This is a genomic window from Sphingomonas sp. NPDC079357, from assembly GCF_044901155.1.
Classification (GTDB): Bacteria; Pseudomonadota; Alphaproteobacteria; order Sphingomonadales; family Sphingomonadaceae; genus Sphingomonas.
Genome location: NZ_JBJDOM010000011.1, coordinates 20863 through 39697, shown reverse-complemented (window position 1 = coordinate 39697; position 18835 = coordinate 20863). Strand labels below are relative to the sequence as shown.

Annotated in this window: 16 protein-coding genes and 1 pseudogene; 5 read left to right on the top strand and 12 right to left on the bottom strand. The window is 64.9% G+C overall.

Features of this window, described 5'->3' with window-relative positions; all coding sequences use genetic code 11:
* Nucleotides 1-148: 148 nt before the first annotated feature.
* The gene (locus ACI2JO_RS18995; protein ID WP_404722164.1) at nucleotides 149-280 is read right to left on the bottom strand and encodes a hypothetical protein; all 132 of its coding nucleotides are present in this window, start codon (nucleotides 278-280) and stop codon (nucleotides 149-151) included.
* Here ACI2JO_RS18995 and ACI2JO_RS18990 point away from each other — a divergent pair.
* Nucleotides 279-524, top strand: a complete 246-nt coding sequence (locus ACI2JO_RS18990) for an EAL domain-containing protein (RefSeq protein WP_404722163.1) — start codon at nucleotides 279-281, stop codon at nucleotides 522-524. The genes ACI2JO_RS18995 and ACI2JO_RS18990 overlap by 2 nt on opposite strands.
* A gap of 198 nt (nucleotides 525-722) precedes the next feature.
* Here the strand turns inward: ACI2JO_RS18990 and ACI2JO_RS18985 are convergent, their stop codons facing one another.
* Nucleotides 723-1898 carry a zinc-dependent alcohol dehydrogenase gene (locus ACI2JO_RS18985; protein WP_404722162.1) on the bottom strand — a complete coding sequence of 392 codons (1176 nt, stop codon included), beginning with the start codon at nucleotides 1896-1898 and terminating at the stop codon, nucleotides 723-725.
* A gap of 558 nt (nucleotides 1899-2456) precedes the next feature.
* Between ACI2JO_RS18985 and ACI2JO_RS18980 the strand changes: the two genes are divergently transcribed.
* Entirely contained in the window at nucleotides 2457-4625 is a 2169-nt protein-coding gene (locus tag ACI2JO_RS18980) for a catalase (protein WP_145147050.1), read from the top strand.
* A 95-nt stretch (nucleotides 4626-4720) separates the two neighbouring features.
* Here ACI2JO_RS18980 and ACI2JO_RS18975 read toward each other — a convergent pair whose 3' ends face one another.
* Genes ACI2JO_RS18975 through ACI2JO_RS18960 form a run of 4 tightly spaced genes read right to left on the bottom strand, consistent with a single transcriptional unit; the run spans nucleotide 4721 to nucleotide 7987 of the window.
* Complete coding sequence (locus ACI2JO_RS18975) at nucleotides 4721-5317, bottom strand: class I SAM-dependent methyltransferase (RefSeq protein ID WP_145147052.1); 597 nt, start codon at nucleotides 5315-5317, stop codon at nucleotides 4721-4723.
* A complete protein-coding gene (locus ACI2JO_RS18970) occupies nucleotides 5314-5967 on the bottom strand; it encodes a PIG-L deacetylase family protein (RefSeq protein WP_404722161.1) in 654 nt (217 codons plus the stop codon). The genes ACI2JO_RS18975 and ACI2JO_RS18970 overlap by 4 nt, the downstream gene beginning before the upstream one ends.
* Nucleotides 5964-6950, bottom strand: coding sequence for an acyl-CoA dehydrogenase (locus ACI2JO_RS18965; protein WP_404722160.1), 987 nt, complete (start codon nucleotides 6948-6950; stop codon nucleotides 5964-5966). Before ACI2JO_RS18965 ends, ACI2JO_RS18970 begins: the two co-directional genes overlap by 4 nt.
* Entirely contained in the window at nucleotides 6947-7987 is a 1041-nt protein-coding gene (locus ACI2JO_RS18960; protein WP_404722173.1) for a glycosyltransferase, read from the bottom strand. Before ACI2JO_RS18960 ends, ACI2JO_RS18965 begins: the two co-directional genes overlap by 4 nt.
* A 170-nt stretch (nucleotides 7988-8157) precedes the next feature.
* Here ACI2JO_RS18960 and ACI2JO_RS18955 point away from each other — a divergent pair.
* Nucleotides 8158-8322 (top strand): annotated as a pseudogene (locus ACI2JO_RS18955) (hydroxyisourate hydrolase); the annotation flags it as partial.
* Between the two features lie 7 nt (nucleotides 8323-8329).
* On the opposite strand, the gene ACI2JO_RS18950 reads toward ACI2JO_RS18955, so the two are convergent.
* The 6 genes from ACI2JO_RS18950 to ACI2JO_RS18925 all read right to left on the bottom strand — a co-directional run bounded on the left by ACI2JO_RS18950 (nucleotide 8330) and on the right by ACI2JO_RS18925 (nucleotide 16289).
* Nucleotides 8330-8626, bottom strand: coding sequence for a hypothetical protein (locus tag ACI2JO_RS18950; protein ID WP_082442131.1), 297 nt, complete (start codon nucleotides 8624-8626; stop codon nucleotides 8330-8332).
* 138 nt (nucleotides 8627-8764) lie between these two features.
* A complete protein-coding gene (locus ACI2JO_RS18945; protein WP_404722159.1) occupies nucleotides 8765-11638 on the bottom strand; it encodes a PAS domain S-box protein in 2874 nt (957 codons plus the stop codon).
* 183 nt (nucleotides 11639-11821) lie between these two features.
* Nucleotides 11822-13132 carry a putative bifunctional diguanylate cyclase/phosphodiesterase gene (locus ACI2JO_RS18940; RefSeq protein WP_404722158.1) on the bottom strand — a complete coding sequence of 437 codons (1311 nt, stop codon included), beginning with the start codon at nucleotides 13130-13132 and terminating at the stop codon, nucleotides 11822-11824.
* 811 nt (nucleotides 13133-13943) lie between these two features.
* Nucleotides 13944-14579, bottom strand: coding sequence for a hypothetical protein (locus ACI2JO_RS18935; RefSeq protein WP_404722157.1), 636 nt, complete (start codon nucleotides 14577-14579; stop codon nucleotides 13944-13946).
* A gap of 12 nt (nucleotides 14580-14591) precedes the next feature.
* Nucleotides 14592-15389 (bottom strand): hypothetical protein, encoded by a 798-nt coding sequence (locus tag ACI2JO_RS18930; protein ID WP_404722156.1) that lies wholly within the window; start codon nucleotides 15387-15389, stop codon nucleotides 14592-14594.
* Nucleotides 15390-15531: 142 nt separating this feature from the next.
* A protein-coding gene (locus ACI2JO_RS18925; RefSeq protein ID WP_404722155.1) for an IS5 family transposase occupies nucleotides 15532-16289 on the bottom strand; the annotation gives its coding sequence in 2 pieces (ribosomal slippage) (nucleotides 15532-15956 and nucleotides 15956-16289; 759 coding nt in all).
* 417 nt (nucleotides 16290-16706) lie between these two features.
* Here ACI2JO_RS18925 and ACI2JO_RS18920 point away from each other — a divergent pair.
* Nucleotides 16707-17741, top strand: a complete 1035-nt coding sequence (locus ACI2JO_RS18920; RefSeq protein WP_404722154.1) for an L-dopachrome tautomerase-related protein — start codon at nucleotides 16707-16709, stop codon at nucleotides 17739-17741.
* 8 nt (nucleotides 17742-17749) lie between these two features.
* A complete protein-coding gene (locus ACI2JO_RS18915) occupies nucleotides 17750-18832 on the top strand; it encodes a catalase family protein (protein WP_404722153.1) in 1083 nt (360 codons plus the stop codon).
* The last annotated feature ends 3 nt before the right edge of the window (nucleotides 18833-18835 follow it).

Sequence of the window (18835 nt, the reverse complement as noted above, 5' to 3'; positions counted from 1 at the left end):
CGGCGTCCCCTTCTCGCAGACGAACCTTGGCAGCGCGCAAGTGCCTCAAGGGTGTCCCACCACCACCTTCGAGAGAGAAGGTGTTGATCGGGTGAGGTGTAAGCGGCCAAACTTCAACAGCCAAGCTTCAGGCCCTTCGCGCCGCCCCTCACGACAGCTTCAACATGCAAATCAGCATCAGGCTGATTCCGCCCAAGCAGAAGAGCGACAGCACCACCGCCAGCGTGACCCGTCCGCCCGCGTTGGCGACGGTGCGGATATCGACCCCGAGCGCCGCCATGGACACCACGGTCAGGAACGTCGCGGTATGTTCGATCGGTGCGACCGCGATGGTGGGCACCGGCCCGATCGATCAGTCGTTCGTTCGCGATCTGGCCGATGACGAGCGTGGACAGGCGCTTGTCCAGTCGATTATCACGCTGTCGCACAATCTCGGCTACCGGGTCGTTGCCGAGGGCGTCGAGACCGCCGCAGCCGCGGCGATCCTGGCCGACTTGGAATGTGAGGAGGCGCAGGCTTACTAATTTGCCCGTCCGATGGAGGAAGAAGCGCTGCGGCTATGGCTCGTTGCATCTCCGCAAGAGTCATCCGTTGCAGCCTGACTGACACCTAGATCTGCCGACATACTTGGTGCAAGCTGATCGACACCGCCGCTACACGTGCTCCACAGCGGCGGTGCCGATCGACATCGATAAGCGTCCTGTTCCCGGTTATTCCGCCAATCAGCCGTGCGGGCGCATAACAACCTTGATCACACCTTCTTCCTTGTCGCGGAATTTAGCGTACATTTCTGGCGCGTCTTCAAGACTGGCCGGATGCGTGATCACAAAGCTGGGATCGATCGCGCCCGCGACGATTTTTTCCAGCAACGGTCTAGTATAGCGCTGCACGTGGGTTTGGCCGAGCTTGATCGTCAGCCCCTTGTTCATCGCTGCACCGATCGGAAGCTTGTCACCCATCCCGACGTAGACGCCGGGCACGGAGACCGTGCCGCCCTTGCGGCAGCTCATGATCGCCTGTCGCAGGACGTGGACGCGATCAGTGGCGAGCATCATGCTTGCCTTCACCTTGTCCATGACCGCGTCCGCCGCCCCGTGCGCGGCCGCCTCGCAGCCGACAGCATCGATGCAGCTGTCGGGGCCGCGGCCCTTGGTTCGCGCCTGCAGCTCGTCATAGACATCGGTTTCGGCGAAGTTAATCGTCTCAGCGCCACCGGCCTCCGCCATGGCGAGTCGCTCGGGCACCTCGTCGATCGCGATCACGCGGCCGGCGCCCATCATCAGCGCGGAGCGGATGGCGAATTGGCCGACCGGACCGCAGCCCCAGATCGCGACGGTGTCGCCATGCTCGATCTGCGCATTCTCGGCGGCCATGTAGCCGGTCGGGAAGATATCCGATAGGAAGAGGGCCTGCTCATCGGTAACGTTGTCGGGAATCTTGATCGGACCGACATCCGCCATCGGCACGCGGAGATACTCCGCTTGGCCGCCGCAGTAGCCGCCCAGCATGTGGCTGAAGCCGAACAGCCCGGCGGGCGAATGGCCCATCGCCTTGGCGGCCATCTCGGCGTTCGGATTGGTCTGATCACAGGCCGCAAACAGACCCTTTTTGCAGAACCAGCACTCGCCACAGCTGATGGTGAACGGCACGACGACACGGTCGCCGATCTTAAGGTTGGTTACCTCGGACCCGAGCGCCACGACCTCGCCCATGTTCTCGTGGCCGAGGATATCGCCGGCCTCCATGGTAGGCTGATATCCATCCAGCAGGTGAAGGTCCGACCCGCAGATCGCGCAGGCGGTTATTTTGATGATCGCATCGCGCGGGTGCTTGATCTCGGGATCCGCAACGGTGTCGACGCGGACATCGCCTTTACCGTGCCAGCATAGTGCGCGCATGTCGTTTCCTCATCTGAGTGCATGTCCCTGTCGTCAGGGCCATTTCTATGACGCTCAACGCCTTGAGCCGCGGCACGGGTCCCCGTCCGTTTAAATCGTTCACATCAACGAGCGGCCGTAAAACGGCCGTACGGCCAGCGGGTCGAACGCGTACGGCATGGGCGGCCAGGGCGAACGACGCATAGATTCCGCAGAGGCAAACCAGGGCCGGCGAACAGCACGAACCACGGATCGCGGTCGTGCCGGACGCAGTCGAAAACCTGTACGACCTGGGAGTACATCATGCTCGGCTAACGGCAAGGCGTTAAGACATCCTCAACCGGTTCATATCGGCTTTCCCTGGCTGTGATCCAGGACCAAGGAAGCCGCAGTCGGGTTCTGCGCAGCCATGAACACTTACGTTGCCGAGCCCGCGCCTGTCGTCCGAACCGGCGAGCATGCTCGACTGACATAACTTGATTTCGCTCCTCCGGGTCGGTTCCCAGTCGCTACAAAGATTTATGCCTCGCACCGCCGTGGCGCTGGTGGCATTAAGGGCATGATCGGAGGATTACGTCCATGGCACGCAAGAGCATCAAAAGCGACGCGGTGAAACTCAAGGGCGAGACGGCCAAGAAGGCACCGCCGCTGCCGGCGGGTGCCGACCAGCCGACGAACTATGCCGAGCAGCAGGGCCATGGCGGCGAAACCCGCCAGACGACCTCGGACGCGGCACTTACCATGACCACGCAGCAGGGCATCCCGATCGCGGACGCCCAGAACAGTCTCAAGGCGGGTCTGCGGGGCCCCACGCTGCTCGAGGACTTCATCCTCCGCGAAAAGATCTTCCATTTCGATCACGAGCGCATCCCGGAGCGCGTCGTCCACGCACGCGGCTATGGCGCGCACGGCGTGTTCGAGCTGACCGACAGTCTGGCCGACTACACCCGCGCCGACGTGCTGAGCACGGTCGGGCAGCAGACGGAGGTGTTCGTCCGCTTCTCAACGGTAGCGGGCAACAAGGGCTCGCGCGATCTGGCGCGCGACGTGCGCGGCTTCGCCGTCAAGATGTACACGAAGCAGGGCAACTGGGACATCGTCGGCAACAACATCCCGGTGTTCTTCATCCAGGATGCCATCAAGTTCCCCGATCTGGTCCATGCGGCCAAGCAGGAGCCCGACCGGGCGTTCCCCCAGGCGCAAACCGCACACGACAATTTCTGGGATTTCGCCAGCCTCACCCCGGAAGCCTGGCACATGATCATGTGGATCATGTCCGATCGCACGATCCCCCGCTCCTTCCGCACGATGGAGGGCTTCGGCGTCCACAGCTTCCGCCTGGTGAACGCGGAAGGCAGGTCGACCTTCGTCAAGTTCCACTGGAAGCCGCGCCAGGGGCTCCAGTCGGTGCTGTGGAACGAGGCGGTCAAGATCAGCGGCGCCGATCCCGACTATCATCGCCGCGATCTTTGGGAGGCGATCGAGAGCGGTGACTTCCCGCAATGGGATCTCGGCGTCCAGCTGTTCGATCAGGAAACCGCCGACAAGCTTCCCTTCGACCATCTCGACTCGACCAAGCTCATCCCCGAGGAGGACGTGCCGGTCCGCATCGTCGGTACGCTCACGCTCAATCGCAACGTCGACAACTTCTTCGCCGAAACCGAGCAGGTCGCCTACTGCACGCAGAACATCGTGCCGGGCATCGACTTCAGTGACGACCCGCTGCTGCACGGCCGCAACTTCTCCTATCTCGATACCCAGCTGAAGCGGCTCGGCAGCCCGAACTTCACCCACCTGCCGATCAATGCCCCGCGCTGTCCGGTGATGAACTTCCAGCAGGACGGCCACATGGCGATGCGCAATCCGAAGGGGCGCGTGAACTATGAGCCGAACAGCTGGGGCGCGGAAGGCGGTCCGCGCGAGAACCCGAAGATCGGCTTCACCAGCTTCCCCGCCGAGGTTCAGGGGACCAAGCAGCGGATTCGGTCCGAAACCTTTGCCGATCATTACAGCCAGGCACGGCAGTTCTATCTCAGCCAGCAGCCAATCGAGCAGAAGCACATCGGCGACGCGCTGGTGTTCGAGCTGTCGAAGGTAGATCGTGTCGACATCCGGGCCCGGGCGGTCAGTCACCTGCGCAACATCGACGAGGATCTCGCCGCTACCGTTGCGGACGGGCTCGGCCTCGACCTGCCGGACGCCGCCAAGGCGGCCAAGCCGACGCTAGACCTGCCGACATCGTCGGCGCTCTCGATCGTCGCCAACGGCCCGGCGAATTTCGCCGGGCGAAAGATGGGCCTGCTGCTGACCGATGGGTCGAGCGCCGAGCTGTTCAATGCGCTGACCAAGGCGCTGGAAGCCGAAGGCGCGGTCTGGGAGGTGGTCGCACCGAAGATCGGCGGGGTCACGCTCGACGACGGCACCAAGGTCGCGGCCAAGCAGAAGATCGATGGCGGACCTTCGGTCCTGTTCGATGCCGTCGCGGTGCTCCCGTCCGAGGAGGGGGCTGCGATGCTCGCCAAGGATGCGGCCTCCAAGGACTTCGTGGCGGACGCGTTCGGCCACTGCAAGTTCATCGGCTACACCGATGCAGCCGCCACGTTGTTCGACGCTTCTCGGGTGCCGGAGCTTGACGATGGCTTCGTAGCCCTAAGCAAGAGCAAGGACGTCAAGGCGTTCGTCACGACCTGTCGTGACCTCAGGTTCTGGGCTCGGGAGATGAAGGTCGATCTCGACGCGGCGGCCTGACGACCCTGGCGGGAGCGGCAGGTGGACGTCCTGCCGCTCCACTTAACGGCAAGCCTCATATCGCACGGACGTGGGACGTGCTGCCTCGCTCGCGTTCAACGGGATCGGGTCATACCATCGGCGCGGGCCGCGGTAACGACCCAGCGGCCGGTGCGGCGCGCGGTGCGAACCGTCCAACAACGCCCGGTCTCTGCGAGGAACCGGGCGTGGATCCCTGCCGCATGCTGGACGAAATCGTAGAAATCAATCCTGTGGTGCGCGAGCACGATGATGCCGCCTGGGCGCAGGCGAGCGGCCATCTCACGCGCAACCCGGGCCATCTCTCGCGCTGAGAGGTAATACAAGATCTCGGCGATCACGATCACGTCATAGACGAGACCTGGCGGTCGACCGGGGAGCACGAGCAGCGATGCGCACGCACGAGGCCAGGCGGCGACGGCGCGTGCCGTCAGGTCGACCCCCTCCCTCGTGCCCTCGGTCGCATCGAGGCGCAACGCCATCCTCGCGATCGCGGCACTGTTGGATCCGTTGCCGCTGGCCAGCTCCAGCACCCGTCCGACCGGTCGGTGACCTATCGCGTGCAGGATCGCGGCACGCTTCACCGCCTCGTCACGGGCGGTGAGGGTGCGCCAGGGATCGTCGTCGCCGGCGAACTTGGCGGCGAACCCGGCAAGATCGATCGGGCTCGTCACTTCGAACCCGGCCGGTAGCGCTCGACCGGACGAGCAAAGGCCGCAAGCTCGTGTCTCGCGATCGTGAAGCCTGCTGGGTCATCGGAAACGGCGCCGAGCTGCGTCCGGTAGACGCGGATCAGGGACCGTTTCACCGAAACTCCCCCGGGCACAGCGATGCGCCATGCCGGTCCGGACCTGTCCGGGCGAGGCGGCCACACGCGGTAGGTCAGCCGACCGGCGCCACCCGGGCATCGGGCGACGGCCGCGGCTACGGCGCGGTGATCGGGATGGTCGTCATCGCAGGCCGGTCCGACGATGAGATCGAGATCCCGGCATCGTGCGACCTGGCGGCGCAGCGCGCGATAACAGCGCCACGGGATCGAGGGCAACTGGCCATCAGGCAAATTGAGGAACGAGACGTCGCCAGCAACGATGCCGAGACGACGTAGCGCATGAAGGCTCTCACGCTGGCGAGCCGCGACCAGTCGCGTCCTCGGCCATTTTCGGCTGCCCCGGTGAGATGCGGCACCATCGGTCACGACCGCAACCCGGACCCGAGCTCCATGGCGGCGAAGCCGCGCAATGAGGCCGGCCGCGCCGATGACCTCGTCATCCGGGTGCGGGGCGATCACCAGCGCGACACGCACGTTTCGCAGCGCGATCCTCACAGGATGGGGTCGAGGATGTGCTCGGCGACAGCCTGGCCGACGCGAAGGCGATGCGCGTCGGGCGCAGGCTGGCGCAGGTACACCATGAGATCGGCGATCTTTGCCGCCAGCGGATGCGACAGGAACAACCCCTGCAGCCCCACCGCCTCCTGCGCGATCGTCAGGGCGCGCTCGGCAAAACCGGCGATCGATAGCCGCGCAGCGGACACCCGGGCGAGGCGTTCCGCATCCGTCCCGCTGAACCAGGCGCCCGCCGTGTCGCGGATGCTCGCCGCTGCACCCTGGGCAAGCAGGAACAGGTCGGCGAGCCGTGATGCCTGGAACGGATCGGAAGCGCGCTCGTGGGTGGTCAGGTGGTCACGCACCGCGTCCAGCAGACCCGCGATACCGCCGGCATGAACCGCGGCGAAGCGCAGCGCGCCTCCGCTGAAGAACGGCTCCCGCGCGTAGCTGCCGGGCTCGCCGATCGGGTCATCTTCACCGATCGCGGCGCGGGACCAGCGTACCAGATGTGTCTCCGACCGCTGCATGCCGATCGTCTGCCACCACTCCCGATCGATGGCAGGCGGATCGGCATCCAGGTCGAGCAGGAGCAGCTGCGGCCCGCGTTCGCTATCCGCGGTTACCAGCGCGTGAGTCAGTATCCCCGCCCCCGATGCATAGCCCTTGCCGCCGGTCAGCCGTCCGCCGGTAAGCACCAGCGGCTCACCCGGCAGGCCCGCATTCCACACACCCAGCATCGCTCCCGCAGCGATCCGCGCCCGCAACGCAGCGACCTGGGACGACGTACCGTATCGAAACACGATCTGCACCGCATCGACATGCCCCTCCAGCAGGCGACCGACGGGGAGATCCCGGCGTCCCGCGGCGTAAAGAGGGCGGAGCAGTTCCAGATATGCCTCGGGAGTCGCCGGATCGCCGACGGGGTCGGTCGCCCAGCCCGCCGCGACGATCGCATGGCGCAGAGCCCCGACCGTCGTCATGCCGCCTGCTCGCAAAGCTGGCGCTCGAGCAAAGCCAGGGCCTGCTCGGCCTCAGCGAGGGTGACGTCGGGTATATCGGGCAGTGCCGGCACGACACGCATGGCGAACGCCTCTGCGTTGGGGCAGTCGCGCGCGACGCCGATCACATGGTCACCGGTCAATCCGATACGGTCGCCGAAGCGAGCTGCGATAAAGGAATCGGGGAGCCCGGCCCAGATGCGGCGCGCCTCCGCCTGCTGTCGGTATTGCCATGCCGCCCCTCGCGGATGCGGCATTGAGGGTGCCCCATGATGGTCGATGGCACTGAGCGCAGCGGCCATGCCGCCCGGCGCCCGGCCGAGCCGCCGTGAGGAGGTCGCAACCACCATGCCGGGATCGCGGCGCACGCGCAACCCGGCGCGCCCGGCATCGTCGAGCAGGGCGGCGTCCTCGCCGCATGGCACCGGCTGGAAGCCGCCCAGCTCCTGATAGGCTCCGGGTCGGAAGGCCATGTTGGCGCCTCCTGAGCAGTGGGAGCCGGTCGGACTGTCCCACGGAACGGGGTCGACCGATCGTCGGTAGGCGTGAAGCCGATCGAGGTAGCGCTCGACCCTCCCCTGCACCGGATCCCGCTCCGCTGCGATCCGGACGATTCGCCCGGCGACAAGGTCGGCCGAGGCCAGGCCCTGCAGTGCCGCCCTGACCCAATCGGCACGGGGCTGGCTGTCAGCGTCGGTCGTCAGGAGAATACCGTGTGGCGTGCTCGTCGCATGATGCAGGCCGAGGGCGATGGCGGCCCGGCGTGCACGACCGGCATTGGCATCAGGGAACGGGTCTCCCTGAGCCACCGTGAACGGAAGGGCCATGCGACCAGCATGCTCGCGTATCACCTGCTCGCTCGCATCCGAGCAATTATCAAGGAGGAAGAACACGGCAGCCTCGACGTCGCCCAAGTCAAGTCGCCCGATCGCCTCCAGCAACTTCGGTAACGCAGTCTCCTCGTCACGGACCGGAACACAGATCGCAGCTGACACAGGTCGCAACAGCACCCCCACCATCGGTTTCGCAGGACCGGCGACCCTGCCTTGCAGGACGGTAGGTGATAAACGCCGGTTTCGATAGCTGCTCGCGGTCATGCAAGATGCCAGATCGTCATGCAGGACTACAGGTTTGCCCGGTCTCGACCGAGAGATCGGCGTCGGGTAGGTAGCCGTCGAAGTTCGCGCCGGGCATCTACAAGCTGCAGTTCGACATGGCGGGCTACCCGGATGCGAAGGCGGCGCCATTCTTCCCCGAGATCGATCCCGTGTTCCGCGTCACCGACCCTGCCGCGCACTACCATGTGCCGGTCGTGGTCAGCCCCTTCGGCTACTCCACCTACAGGGGCAACTGATCACCGATCACGCCTCGATCCCTGCCTGGTGCATCGGCTTATAGAGCTCGTGCTCAAGCGACCGCAGGTAGCGGTCGAGGCGCTCTACCAGTGTTGCGACGTCCGCAGCATAGGCTGGGACGTTCGAAGCTATCGCGTTGCTGCTCCAACGCCGTATGTGGTCGGAGTAGCGCAGCCGAAGCTCACGATCCTCTTCCATGATCCGCTCGTAAGTCGGCATCTGGTCGGCGAAATAGCCTCGGGCCTCCTTGTTCCAGCCCTGCTGTGTAGGCAGATGCTCCCGTACCGCATTGGCCAGGTTCATTCGTAGCCGGCCGAGGTCGGTAAGCGGAGGTCCAGCCCTGACGCAGTCGCGAAGTGCGTAGGCAGCGGCGCGGATCGCCTCATGGGAGCGCCTGCTATCATCGGGCCTCATCATCTCGTTCTACTCGCCATTATCTTACTAGCCGTCATTGCTGGCGCGCCGCGCGCCGATCATGGCCGTCGCACGCTCCGTCGCCGCGCGCGTGTCGTTGGCCAGCTTCTTGACCTCCGACGCCACCACCGTGAAGCCCCGGCCTGCCGCGCCCGCCCGCGCCGCCTCGATGGTTGCGTTGAGGCCGAGCAGGTTGGTTTGTGCGGCGATGCCGCCGATCGCGGTTACGATCGTGTCCAGTTCGGCCACCGTGTCCTGCAGCGCCTGTCGGCGCAGGTCGAGCGATCGCTGCAGCGCCTCGCTTTCAGCAAGGCGGTGCTCGGCTTCCCGCTCCAGCAGCACCTGGCGCGTGATGTGGGCGGCGATCTTGACGACCTTTTTCGGTCGGCCGTCGGCATCGAGGATCGGGTTGTAGGAGGCCTGGATCCAGATCTCGCGGCCGTCATGCCCGATCCCGCGATACCGTCCCGCATCAAACTCACCCCGCGACAGCCGCTCCCAAAGCCTCGTGTAATCGGTCGAGCGCGCCTGGGCAGCGTCGCACAACATACGGTGGTGCTGGCCCACGAGCGCCTCGCTGCCATAACCCAGCATGGTCTGCGCGTTCCGGTTGGCGGACAGGATCAGCCCGTTCAGATCGAACTCGATCACGGCCTGGCTGCGATCGACGGCCGCATCGCGGCCGGCCAACTCCGCATCGCGTTCGCGCGCCTCGGTGATGTCGGTCGCGAACTTGACGATCTTCAGTGGCCGTCCGTCCGGATCGAGGATGGGATTGTAGGTGGCCTGCAGCCACACGTCGCGGCCGTCCTTGCCGACCCGGCGGTATAGTCCCGCGTCGAAGGCACCGCCAGCAAGCTTGCGCCAGAACGCGGCATAGTCTGGCGAGCGGGCATAGTCAGGGTCGCACAGGAGGCGATGGTGACGGCCGATGACCTCGGCCCGGCTATAGCCCAGGGCGTTGAGGAAGTTCTGGTTGGCCTCCAGGATCGTCCCGTCGAGCCCAAGCTCGACGACCGCCTGGCTGCGGTCCATCGCCTTTGATCGCGCCTCGAACTCGGCGCTGCGCAGCTTCGCGTCCGTCACGTCGGTGGCGAAGCCGACGATCTTCACGACCCGGCCGTCCGGATCGAGAACCGGGTTGTAGGTTGCCTGGAACCACAGGTCGCGGCCCTCACGGTCGCGCCGCTTGAAGATGCCCGTCATATGCTCGCCGCGGCCAAGTGTCTCCCAGGCTGCCGCATAGACGGCACTCGAGGCGAGTTCGGGCGGACACAGAATCCGGTGATGCTCGCCCGCGACATCCTCCGGTGCATAGCCCAGTGCCTTGAGATAGCCGTTACTGGTCGCGAGGATGATGCCGTCAGGGGCAAGCTCGATCGTCAGGGCCGAGCGCCGCATCGCCAGCGTGAGCGCTTCGAACTCGGCATTGCGCTGTCGGCTTTCCGTCATGTCGGACGCGAACTTCACGATCCGCACCGGGCGACCATCCGGGTCGAGCACCGGATTGTAGGTGGCGCGAAGCCATAGCTCGCGGCCATCCCGGCCGACGCGGCGGTAGGTCCCGACATCGAACTCGCCGCGGCCGAGCTTCGCCCAGAAGGCGGCATAGTCGGCTGTGCCGGCGTAAGCGGGGTCGCAGAACATCCGGTGGTGCCGCCCGACCACCTCGTCGCGCGCATAGCCCGTCAGCCGAAGGAAGACGTCGTTGATTTCGAGGATGGTACCGTCGACCGCGAACTCGATCACCGCCTGGCTGCGGTCAAGAGCCGCCGGCCTCGCCGCAGAACCGGCAGCCCCCAGCTTGCTCACGGTCACATCCGTTGCGACCTCCAGAACCCGGATCGGCCGCCCCTTCTCATCGAGCACCGGGGTGTAGGTCGATTGCAGCCAGACGACACGGCCGTCCTTCGCGATGCGCCGGTACTCACCCGTCTGGTGCTCGCCAGCAGCGAGCTTTGCCCACAACGCCGGATCGCTCGATCTCGATGCGGTGCCACTTGTTTCGTGCGAGCGGTCGGGGAGCCCTGCAATTTCGTCCAGCCGGTAGCCCAGCGTATCGAGGAAGCGTTCGTTCGCCCAGCGGACGGTGCCGTCGAGGTCGAACTCGGCAACGAGGCTGGAGCGGACCAGCGCCGCCCAACCCGCATCCGTTGTCCCGCGCGCCCGCAAGGCGAGCACGGCGCGAGCCTTGGCGGCGCCGACCGTCACGACCAGGACCGCCAGCGCCGCAACAGCGATGAGCGGCGCCATGAGGTCGGGCACCAGCACGATCCCGCCCGTGCCGGCCGCAGACCCGGGGATCACGGCGCTGATCGCGGCCACGCCGGTAAAATGCAGCAGCAGGATCGCCAGCGTCAACAAGGCGGCAGCGGCAGTTCCCGTGGCGGCGCCGCGGCGAGCGATGGCGAGGTACAGCGCCGGGGCGACCGGCAGCACCGCGAGGAAGACCGAGGCGACGACCAGGACGGACGAGAAGCGGAAGGTGCCCGGAAACAGGACGGCGCTCATGCCCAGATAGTGCATGGCCGAGATACCCGAGCCGACCATCGCCGCGCCAACGACATAGCCGATGTGGTCGTGCCTGAGAACGCAGGTCCGCAGCCCGGCCCATGTCATGATGATGGCGATGGCCAGCGACGCCAGGGTACGTCCCGGCAGGTAGCCGACCACGATGCCGGGATCGTAGCCAAGCATCGCAATGAAGTGGGTCGCCCAGATACCCGTGCCCGACGCAAAGGCCGCGCCGAGCAGCCAGCGGAACCGCTCGCGCGTCGGCGCGGCGCCGAGATTGCGCAGAAGGAACACGACGCTGCCGGTCGCCGCGATGCAGACCAGGGCCGCGAGCGCGACCAGCCACTTGTTATGCTGATGGGTCAGACAGAAGAAGTCGTCGAACATCTGTTGCGCCCTTCTCGCCGCGAGAACTCGATAGGGTGCCTTAGGTTAACGAGGCGCTAAACCGGATGTCCGCTCCAAGTCGAGTTGCGTTAGATGCGAAGTCCTGCGTAGTGCGATGCATCATAAACCAGGAGATCAATGAACGTGGGCCGGTAAGGCATCGTCGGAGTGGCATCGCTCGGCTTAGGCTGCAGTACGCAGGCGGCAATAGGGCGTCCATTCCGCGATAAATGCGGCGAAGTCTGTCCTTTGAAGCGGTTTACTGACATTGTAGCCCTGAACAGCGTCACAGCCTTGCGCAACGGCGAAGGCATGCTGTTCTTCCGTCTCCACACCTTCCACCGTTATCGCCATATCCAGACACTTACCCATCGTGATGATGGCGTGGACGATCGCGGTACATTGCTTATTGCCCGGTATCTGGCGAACGAACGACTGGTCGATCTTGATCTTGTCGAACGGAAACCGGCTCAAGTAGCTGAGCGACGAGTATCCGGTTCCGAAGTCGTCCATTGAGATAAGCAGCCCTTGGGTCTTCAACGCGGTAAGTGTCGCGATCGTCTGTTCTTCGTCGCTCAGCAGGACACCCTCGGTGATCTCCAGCTCGAGGCGGCTGGAACGCAGCCCGCTCGATTTCAGCGCCGCCTCGATGGTGGCGGCAAGCCCGGGATCGCTAAACTGGACAGGGGACAGGTTGACGGCGACGCTGATGTTGTCAGGCCAGGAGGTCGCTTCCTGGCAGGCGGTCCGGATCACCCATCTGCCCAAATCGAGGATCAGCCCGGTGTCTTCGGCCAGGCTGATGAAATCGGCGGGCGGGATCAGTCCACGCTCGGGATGGTTCCAGCGCAGCAGCGCCTCAGCCGATCCGATCCGGCCGCTCCGCGTGTCGAGCAGTGGCTGATAGTAGAGCTCGAGTTCGTCGTTCTCGATAGCGTGACGAAGTCCTTCCTCCAGCAGCCGGCGCTCGACGCTGGCAGCGTTCAAAGCGGCATCGTAGCGGCGATGGCGCCCCTTGCCGTCCAGTTTGGCGGCGTAGAGCGCCAGGTCCGCGTTTCGCAACAGCCCCGTCGGATCGGTGCCATCGGTCGGAGAGAAGGCGATGCCGATGCTCGCGCCGATATAGATGATCTGGTTGTCGAGCAGGAAAGGCTGATCGCCCACGCGCTCCACAATGCGTCGCGCGAGCAGGTCGGCTTCCTCGGTCACCGAGGTGGCAAGGAGAATGGCGAACTCATCGCCGCCCAGCCTCGCTATGACGTCTCCCTCACGTATTTCCGCCCTGAGCCGCTCCGCGACCTTGCACAGGAGGAGATCGCCAACCGCGTGACCTGACGTATCGTTGACATGCTTGAAGCGGTCGAGATCGATCATCATCACGGCGAAAGCCGTGTCGTCGCTGCGTCGAGAGATCACCCTGCGGGTGAGAAGGTCCATGAAACTGGCTCGATTGGGGAGACCTGTCAGCGCATCGTTGAAGGCGAGCGCGCGCATCTTCGCCTCCGTGCGAAGGCGCTCGCTCTGGTCGCGAACCGCGACAACCGTCTGCTGCTTGCGCCCGATGCGGACCTGCGATCGGAGTGCCCGGACGGGTACGTGTAGCCGCTCGCAATCGGATGGGCTCCTGCTCGCAAACGGATCACCATTCTGCTCGGATTAGCTGACAGTCAGAGCGCGCACCTGCTCACGCTTCTCGATAATGTGCTCGCCATCTTCCGCGGCTGCTCGCAATCAGCGCGCCGCGCTCACGCTTAGCGCCACTGACGGGAATGGTCAGAATCTGATCCCGTCAATCAACCGAGCTGCGGCCTGGCAGCTCGCGGTGGTGGCGCACCAAGCCCTGACTTCAAGGCCCGGGCTCCGAACACGACGACGTTGCGCCTCTGCATCGAGAGGGACGATAGCGGCGTAGAGGAGATCGGGCTCTTTCTGTCCGGGGCTTGCTGGCCTGAACTTCCGGAGAGTCACCCCATCGATGTTGAGCGTCGAGGGCGCGGCCGCGGAAAGGGGCCGGCGAGCCAGGCCGTTCCCGAATGAAATCTCCACCCGATAACCCTCCCCCTCGACCATGCGGCCGTCAACGTCGCCCTCCAACTTAGTGATTCGCGCCTGTCCCACGTCGAACGTGCAGCAGCCGGCGATCAGTAGGCGGTCGCCGGCCACATTGCGGGGGTGGATCGAATACTCGGTTCCGACGGGGCCGGAGAGCTCGGTGGGCCGCGGCTCCTTCTCGGAGCCGCGGTCGCACCCTGCCAGGGCGATGAAGGCTAAAAGCCATCCCGCCCCGGTCGAGGCCTTGCCTCGGTCAGCCATAGAACCCGACCAGCAGCGCCCGCTCGTCAGAGCATAGGCTCCGCTTGATCTGCCCAGGGTTGAGATAGGTCGTCATCAAGCATGGCCCTGTCGAACCATCGGTGCGGTGGTCCATCCCTTTCACGTGACCCATCTCATGCGTCATCGCGGACTGCCAGTCGATATGCTGGCCGATGTTGCTCGACGTGATCGACGAACCGCAGATCAAATCGGTCGATTGCGCCGTGTCGCCCGTGTCGTAGTAGATGCGGTCGGTATTGACGTACACGGTCGCGTCGATCGCCTGCGCAGGTGCTGGCCCGGAATAGCCGTAAATGATGGTCCGCATGATCGCCGACATGCTGGAGCCGTCCTGGATGTTGATGAAATCCGGGTCCTCGGTCGCCGAGTAGTAAGTCGACGTGTAGTTCTGCGTCGTTCCGGTGAGCTGGAACGAGCGCCCTGCGGCGTTGATCGTGTCGACCGCGGCCTTGGTGTTGGCGTCGCAGGCGGCCGGAAGCGCATAGTTGATCTTCACACCCCGCGACCCGTTCGGGAAGTAATAGGGTTGCGGGATCGGCCCGGCGAACGCCGGTGCGGCGTTGGCGAGGGCAAGCACGCAGGCGAGCAGCGCAGATTTCCTGATCATTTTTCCTACTCCTTACTTCGTGGCAGCGGTGAGGGCGTCGAGGGTGGCGGCGGTCGGATATCCGCCGGTCGGAACCAGCGACTGTCCGTTCACCAGAAAGACGGGCACGACCTCGACGACACAGCTGGGGCACCGCGCGCTTCCACCCTGAGGAGCAAGCTCCTTCTCGTAGCGCGAGCGCGACGCGAGCAGGGCAACCGGCGCACCGTTCGCCAACGGATCCTCGTCACTTGCCGAGAGCCGCCGCCCATCGGGCAGCTTACCGCTCGTCCGCCGAAGCTTGAGCGTGTCGCCCACCTTGGCCTTGCCCTTCAGCACCTGGTCGACAACCACCGACACAGAGGACGACGCACCATCGTCGAGCTGCTCGGCTTCGTCGGTTCCCGAGACATGACCGATCACCACGGTGTCGGCGAGCAGCGCTTCCTGCCCAACCGTGGCACCACCCCTGATATGTGCCGCCGCGGCTTGAACGAATGCGGTGGACGCCTCAGCCGACCGTCGCAGATCGCCCGCGTGAAGCCCATAGATTGAAAGCGTCTGCGCCACGTCGACGAGGAAAGCGTCGTTCAACGCCGAACAGGCGGCGTCGTCGGTGACGAACCGTGGCGAGGGTGGCGTGAGCCGGGCCGCTTTCACGATTGCGTTCACCTGTCCGAAGTCGGCCAGGTCGCCCAGCTTGCCCGACCGACGCTGTTGGACGTCGCGTTTGTGGGCAAGGAAGGCTTTCGTGCTTTCCTCTTGTGAGCGCCCGCCCTGATCTTGGGCGCTCGCCGCCACTGTGCAGAGCAACAGCGCGGAGCCAAGCATTGTTCGATAGAACAGAGTACGCATCACTCACTCCTTCAAGCGTCAGTTTCAACTTGGTCCGCTCCTTCACCTGAAGCGAACCAGCCCGACTCACCTTGAGCACGGAACAAAGGGTGAACGATTTAGGGTCAGGACTCGTTGATCACAGCCAGAAGATGACGGTGGCAGCGAGGGCGACGGCGGCGAAGAAGGCCGTGGGGCAGCGATCGTAGCGGGTGGCAATACGCCGCCAGTCCTTGAGGCGGCCGAACATGGTCTCGATGCGGCTGCGGCGCCGGTAGCCGCGCTTGTCGTATCTGACCGGCTCGTTGCGTGATCGCCGGCCCGGGATGCAGGGCTGGATGCCCTTGGCCTGGAGAGCGTCCCTGAACCAATCGGCGTCGTAGCCGCGGTCGCCGAGCAGCCACTGCGCTTTTGGCAGGTCGTCCAGCAGTGCTGCCGCGCCGGTGTAGTCGCTGACCTGCCCGGCGGTCATGAAGAAGCTCAAGGGGCGGCCGTTCGCGTCGGCGACGGCATGGAGCTTGGTGTTCATGCCACCTTTGGTGCGGCCGATCAGGCGGCCGAGATCCCCTTTTTAACCCGCAGGCTCGAAGCCGTGCGGTGCGCCTTGAGATACGTCGCGTCGATCATGACCGTCTTCGGCTCGGCACCGACCGCAGCCAGACCCTCCATCATTCGCGTGAACACGCCCGCCTCGCCCCAACGCTTCCAGCGGTTGTACAGCGTCTTGTGAGGACCATAGGCGCTGGGCGCATCGCGCCAGCGCAGCCCGTTGCGGTTGACGAACACGATGCCGCTCAGCACCCGCCGGTCATCGACCCGCGGCTTGCCGTGCCTCTTGGGAAAGAACGGCCGCAGCCGCTCGATCTGCTCGTCCGTTAGCCAAAACAGGTCGCTCATCCCGGTCTCCTCGCGGAGCCTGAATCAGATCGCAACGCTCACATCAATGGGTCCTGACCCTAGCGCCATCGGGTGGGTTCGCGTTCGGCATGAAGTAGGTTCCTTTGCGAAGGGATCATTGCACCGCCCAAGGACTAGCTTGAGTCTTGAGGTACATAATCGCCAGCACGTCATATCGGGCCGAACAATCGTGCAATTGGCTTCAGCAACAGATGCAGGACGCCCGTGCGATGGGCATTCTGCCTAGCCCTCTTTATTTTTTTGGGTTTTCTGGGTCTATTTATGGGTCACGTTCGTTGACGAGCGGACCGCCGCGCGTTGCGTCCGGTGAACGGGAGCGGACTGATGCGGAAAAGCGGTGTTCTGATCGGGCTCGGTGCCCTCACGATAGCGCTAGCGGGAGCTGCCTACGCGCAGGTGAGCCGCAGCGCTGTGCTGGCGCAGGTGGCGCGCTTCGACCACCAAGTCACCGGCGTCGCCGTCACTGCCGACGGCCGCCGCTTCGTCAACTTTCCACGCTGGACCGACGACGCACCGATCTCCGTTGCCGAGGTGATGCCCAATGGATCGCTCCGGCCTTATCCCGACGTCAAGTGGAACAGCTGGCGCAACGCTAAGGCGAACGAAATGCCGGTCGGCGATCACTTCGTGTGCGTCCAGTCGATCGTTCCCGACGGCCACGGCAATCTCTGGGTGCTCGATCCTGGCGCGCCCGGCAACGAGAAGATCCTGGAGGGCGCACCGAAGCTCGTCCGTATAGACCTGAAGACCAACAAGGTGACCAAGGTCATCGCGGTGCCGGGCGACGTTGCGTTGCAGGGCACCTACCTCAACGATATCCGGTTCTCGCCCGATGGCCGGACCGGGTACATCACCGACAGCGGCACGCGCGGCGCAATCATCGTCGTCGACTTGAACGGCGGAAAGAGCTTCCGAGCGCTTGATGGCCATCCGTCGACCCAAATCGACAAGAGCGTCACCGTCGCCATCGAGGGCAAGCCGCTTGTCCGCCCCGATGGGCGGCAGCCTGCGTTCGCGTCCGACGGCATAGCGATCTCGAATGACGGGAAGACGCTCTACTGGCAGGCGCTGACCGGAAAGACGCTCTATTCGATCGCAACCGAAAAGCTGCGCCCCGACGTCAGCGAGCGAGAGCGCAGTGGTGCAGTGCAGACCGTTGCCACCACCGCCGTTGCGGATGGGCTGTGGATGAGCAAGGCTGGGACGCTCTACATCACCTCGCCGACCGATTACTCGATCAGGCGGCTCGCCGGGTCGGGGACAGAGATCGTCTTGACGGATAAGCGGCTACGCTGGCCGGACACCTTCGCCGAAGGTCCCGACGGGACGATCTACGTCACCGCGAGCCACATTCAGGACACGCAGTGGTTCACGCCGGGTGCCCCGCCGTCGATCCGCACCGAGCTGTTCTCGTTCGCTCCTACCCGTTGAGGATCGCCATGTCCTACCTGCGCTACCGCGACGACATCGAGACGCTCGAACCAGATGAGCAGGCGACGATCGACGGCATCATCCAGGGGATGACGCAGCAGAGCGAGGTGGTCGAGAAGCGTGAGCAGCATGCCGTGCGCGCCAGCCATGCCAAGAGCTCGGCCTGCGTTGTCGGCACGCTGACGATTGCCGACGACCTTCCGCCCGAACTGGCACAGGGGTTGTTCGCTGAGCCGGGCAGCTACGACGTCGCGATCCGCTTTGCACAGGGCCCAGGCGAGACGCTGGGAGATCGCGTGTCGACACACCGCGGTATGGCGATCAAGGTGTTCGGCGTCGAGGGCGAGAAGCTCCCCGGGCATGACGCGCCGACCCAGGATTTTGTCCTTGCCACGGGGCGCACCTTTCCATCCGGTACGGCGAGCGGCTTCCTCAGCGACGCAAAGAAGATCGGCGCGGCCACGCCCATGCCGGAGGGCGTCAAGAGCGCGGTATCGTCGATGGCGCGCAACTTCAACAAGGCGCTGGCCCTGTTCGACACCGCTTACGCCAAGGCGGATTTCTTCGGCCATCCGTTTAGCCATCCGATCGGCGACGACTATTTCAGCCAGGCACCGGTGCGCTACGGCGACTACGTCGCTAAGCTCGGAGCCGTGCCGGCGTCGCAGGCACAGGACGCGCTCGGCGAGTGGAAACTTGATCCGCATCAGGACGAGAACGGCTTCCGCCATGCCGCGACCGATTATTTTCGTGACCATGAGGCGGTGTTTGAACTTAAGGTGCAGCTCTGGGCGAACGCGGAGACGCAGCCGATCGAGGACGCCTCGGTCGAGTGGCCATCGCAGGACAGTCAGTACCGCACTGTCGCCACGATCCGCATTCCTGCGCAGGAAGCCTATAGCCCGGCGCGCGTGCGCTACTTCGACGAGGTGATGACCTTTCGGCCCGCTCATAGCCTGGCCGCGCATCGGCCGCTCGGATCGGTGATGCGGGCGCGGTTGCAGGTGTATCGTGCGCTGTCCGCCTTTCGCCACCGCGCGAACGGGGTTGCCGAGGAAAACACCGCCGACATCACCGCCATCCCGGCCTAACGC

Coding starts and splice junctions, on each gene's coding strand:
- ACI2JO_RS18985 (WP_404722162.1), bottom strand. CDS start 1,898: ATGCGCGCACTATGCTGGCACGGTAAAGGCGATGTCCGCGTCGACACC.
- ACI2JO_RS18940 (WP_404722158.1), bottom strand. CDS start 13,132: ATGCGCGCGCTCGCCTTCAACGATGCGCTGACAGGTCTCCCCAATCGA.
- ACI2JO_RS18990 (WP_404722163.1), top strand. CDS start 279: ATGGACACCACGGTCAGGAACGTCGCGGTATGTTCGATCGGTGCGACC.
- ACI2JO_RS18960 (WP_404722173.1), bottom strand. CDS start 7,987: ATGGTGGGGGTGCTGTTGCGACCTGTGTCAGCTGCGATCTGTGTTCCG.
- ACI2JO_RS18935 (WP_404722157.1), bottom strand. CDS start 14,579: ATGATCAGGAAATCTGCGCTGCTCGCCTGCGTGCTTGCCCTCGCCAAC.
- ACI2JO_RS18980 (WP_145147050.1), top strand. CDS start 2,457: ATGGCACGCAAGAGCATCAAAAGCGACGCGGTGAAACTCAAGGGCGAG.
- ACI2JO_RS18945 (WP_404722159.1), bottom strand. CDS start 11,638: ATGTTCGACGACTTCTTCTGTCTGACCCATCAGCATAACAAGTGGCTG.
- ACI2JO_RS18965 (WP_404722160.1), bottom strand. CDS start 6,950: ATGACGACGGTCGGGGCTCTGCGCCATGCGATCGTCGCGGCGGGCTGG.
- ACI2JO_RS18995 (WP_404722164.1), bottom strand. CDS start 280: ATGGCGGCGCTCGGGGTCGATATCCGCACCGTCGCCAACGCGGGCGGA.
- ACI2JO_RS18915 (WP_404722153.1), top strand. CDS start 17,750: ATGTCCTACCTGCGCTACCGCGACGACATCGAGACGCTCGAACCAGAT.
- ACI2JO_RS18950 (WP_082442131.1), bottom strand. CDS start 8,626: ATGAACCTGGCCAATGCGGTACGGGAGCATCTGCCTACACAGCAGGGC.
- ACI2JO_RS18930 (WP_404722156.1), bottom strand. CDS start 15,389: ATGCTTGGCTCCGCGCTGTTGCTCTGCACAGTGGCGGCGAGCGCCCAA.